The organism is Rhodococcus sp. CX, from assembly GCF_015865005.1.
Classification (GTDB): domain Bacteria; phylum Actinomycetota; class Actinomycetes; order Mycobacteriales; family Mycobacteriaceae; genus Rhodococcus.
In genome coordinates this window covers 60841-63810 of record NZ_JADZGH010000224.1, presented here as the reverse complement: position 1 = coordinate 63810, position 2970 = coordinate 60841, and the positions used below count along the sequence as shown (strand labels likewise).

Genomic DNA, 2970 nt, shown 5'->3' with positions numbered 1-2970 from the left:
CAGCCGGATGGTGGGGATGTCGTTCACACTGCCCATCCGGTCCGCGTAGTCCGGGTGCACCGCGACGGCGGTCGCGCCGGAATGGGTCAGGATGTCGGTGAACTCGGTGTGCGAGAGCGCGGGGTTGAGCGCGAGGTACCGGATGCCGGTCTCCAGCGCGGCGAGCTGCCAGATGATCGGCTCCACACCGTTGGGCAGCGCGTACGCCACGATGTCTCCGGTGCCGATGCCGTGCGCCCGCAGCGCGTGGACCAGACGGTGCGCGGCCGCGGCGAGCTCGCCGAAGGACATGGTCTGCCCGCTGGGCGATGCCACGATCGCCGTTTGGTCCGGGTGATCCTCCGCGATCCACCAGAACCCGAGTCGCCGATCCCAGGGGTGTTCCACATGAGCCTCCGTCTCGATTCCTGCCGCGAGTTCCGAGCTTGTCCGGATCAGGTCTGTCGGTTGTCGGTGCACGAGTACCCGGCGACGCCGGATCACCGGTAGGTCGGGGGATCGTTCCGGCGCGGCGTCGCACGCCGCTCCGCCACCGGCGGGTTGCCGATGTGGGTGTACGCCATCCCGTTCTGCAGCGCGGTACTGCGGGTCATGTCGAGCGACTCCCAGATCGCGCGCACCGTCCCCTGCACTGCCACGGGATTGCGCGCCGCGATCGACGCCGCGATCTCCCGCGCGCGGCTGCGCAACCGATCCCGCTCGACCACCTCGGTGACCAGGCCCAGCCGTAGCGCGGTGTCCGCGGTGATGCGTTCCTCGGTGCCCATGAGCGCCCACCGCAGGACGTCGCCCAGCGGGACTCCGCGGGCCAGCATCCCGATGGGTTCGAGGGCGGAGACGATGCCGCCGTTGGCGTGGGGGTCGAAGAACACCGCGTCGTCGGACGCCAGGATGATGTCCGACTCGTTGAGGAAGTACTGGGCGCCACCGGCGGCCATGCCGTGCACGGCCGTGACCACGGGCTTCCAGACCCGGTGATGGAGTTTGGGGGAGAGGGTCATGCCCGGGTCGAAGGTGTTCCACACGTTCGACTTGGCGAACCAGGACGCGGATTTGACGTCTGCGCCGGTGCAGAAGGCGCGGTCGCCGTTGGCCTGCAGCACCACCGCGTGGATCGAGTCGTCGTCGCGGATCGTCCGCCACGCCCACTCGATTTCGGCCGCCATCCGGTCGTTCACGGCGTTGAGGGCGTCCGGCCGGTCGAGGGTGATCGTGGCTACGTGGTCGTCGGCCACCTCGAACTCGATCGTTGCCAGGTCCGGAGTGGTGACGTCGATGCTCACGAATGTCCTCCTGTAGTTGCGTGATGCGCTTCACTTCCCACTGAGCCTGTGGTAGAAATCATACAAATCAGTTTACTGTTGGCGCGCGGAATCGGGATATCGACGCGAGCAGGGGGATGTATGGAGAACCTGTGCCGGAGAAGTAACGGGTGCCGGTGGCCATCCCGCACGCCGCGCTCCCGATGGTCTCGAGCGGTCGCGACCGTCCTGCCGGACACGAACGAAAGGTCATCCTCATGACGAGAGTTGCGGCCGCCCCGATGTCCGTGACCAACCTGGCCGACCCGGTGATGTACTACAACCCGTACCCGCGATACGCGTATCTGCGTGAGCACGAACCTGTTTCGCGGGTCAAGGCTCCGATGATGGTGCGAGGCACCGGCTACATGGTGACCCGCCACGGCGACGTCCTCGCACTGCACTGCGACAACCGGTTCTCCACCGACGCCACGAAGTACGGGGGCGCGGCGAAGTTCAACTGGATACTGCCTCAAACCCTCAAGCTGCTCGGCGAAACGATGGTGTTCAAGGACGATCCGGAACACAAGAGGCTCCGGACACTGGTGCACCAGGCGTTCACCCCGAAGCTGGTGGCGGGCATGGCCGACCAGGTCACCGAGATCGCGGCCGAACTCGCCGACGAACTGGCCCGCAAGAAGGACATCGATCTGGTCGAGGACTTTGCGGTGCAACTTCCGTTGCGGGTCATCTCCAGCATGCTCGGTGTCGGCGACACCGACCGTGAGCGCTTCCACCACCTCGTCGGCAAGGTGACCGAGGACTCCGGCACCGGCCCGATCGGGATGATCATGCGGATGCCGGCGGCGAACAAGCTGCTCGCCTTCATCCAGCACCTTGCCGACCACGCACGCGCCCACCCGGACGACGGGTTGATCTCAGCGATCGTGGAGGCGCGAGAGGACGGCGACCGGCTCACCGAACGCGAGGTTCTGGGCATGATCTTCCTCCTGCTGCTGGCAGGGCACGACACGACCTCGAACCTGATCGGCAGCAGCATGCTCGCGCTCGCCCGTCACCCCGAGCAACTGCAGTTGCTGCGCGAGGACGAGTCGTTGTGGCCCACCGCGATCGAGGAACTGCTCCGGTACACCACGCCGGTCGCGTGTGCGGCACCACGGATCGCCGTGGAGGACGTGGAATTCGCCGGCACCCGAATTCCACAGGGCAGCCAGGTGATCGGGATGATCATCTCCGCCAACCGGGACCGGGAATGCTACGACGACCCGGAGTCGCTGGACCTGACCCGCACCCCCAACAAGCACATGTCGTTCGCATTCGGGGCGCACTACTGCCTGGGGCACCACCTCGCGCGCCTGGAAGGCCGCATCGCGCTGCAGACGCTGCTGAACCGGTTCGACCGGCTCGAGGTGACCGCCGCCGACACCGACCTGCGATACAAGGCGACACTGTCGCTGCGCGGGCTGAAAGCCCTACCCATGCGGGTCGGCTGAGTCCGGGGCCGGGCATGACGAGGGGGAAGGAATGACGGTGGAAATGCAGGGCCTGCCCGCGGAATTACGCGCGTGGCTGCTGTCCGTTACCGGCGCGGACGAGATCACCGCGAAGCAGGTCCCCGGTGGCGCCAGCAGGCAGGCGTGGTTCGTGGACGCCCACGGGGTGCCCGACGGTGCCCTGTTCCTCCGCTACGATCCGCGACCACCGCAGC

General features: G+C 67.0%; 3 protein-coding genes and 1 pseudogene. 2 read left to right on the top strand and 2 right to left on the bottom strand.

Annotated elements, in window-relative coordinates; translation table 11 throughout:
- Both I0Q12_RS33870 and I0Q12_RS25055 read right to left on the bottom strand, forming a co-directional pair.
- Positions 1-315 (bottom strand): AMP-binding protein (locus I0Q12_RS33870; protein WP_307846511.1); only part of this gene is annotated, 315 nt, incomplete at its 3' end.
- A gap of 164 nt (positions 316-479) precedes the next feature.
- Positions 480-1283, bottom strand: coding sequence for an enoyl-CoA hydratase/isomerase family protein (locus I0Q12_RS25055; RefSeq protein ID WP_197255766.1), 804 nt, complete (start codon positions 1281-1283; stop codon positions 480-482).
- Between the two features lie 236 nt (positions 1284-1519).
- Between I0Q12_RS25055 and I0Q12_RS25050 the strand changes: the two genes are divergently transcribed.
- Both I0Q12_RS25050 and I0Q12_RS33865 read left to right on the top strand, forming a co-directional pair.
- On the top strand, positions 1520-2755 hold the full coding sequence (locus tag I0Q12_RS25050) for a cytochrome P450 (protein ID WP_197255764.1): 1236 nt from the start codon (positions 1520-1522) through the stop codon (positions 2753-2755).
- Positions 2756-2786: 31 nt separating this feature from the next.
- Positions 2787-2970 (top strand): annotated as a pseudogene (locus I0Q12_RS33865) (phosphotransferase family protein); the annotation flags it as partial.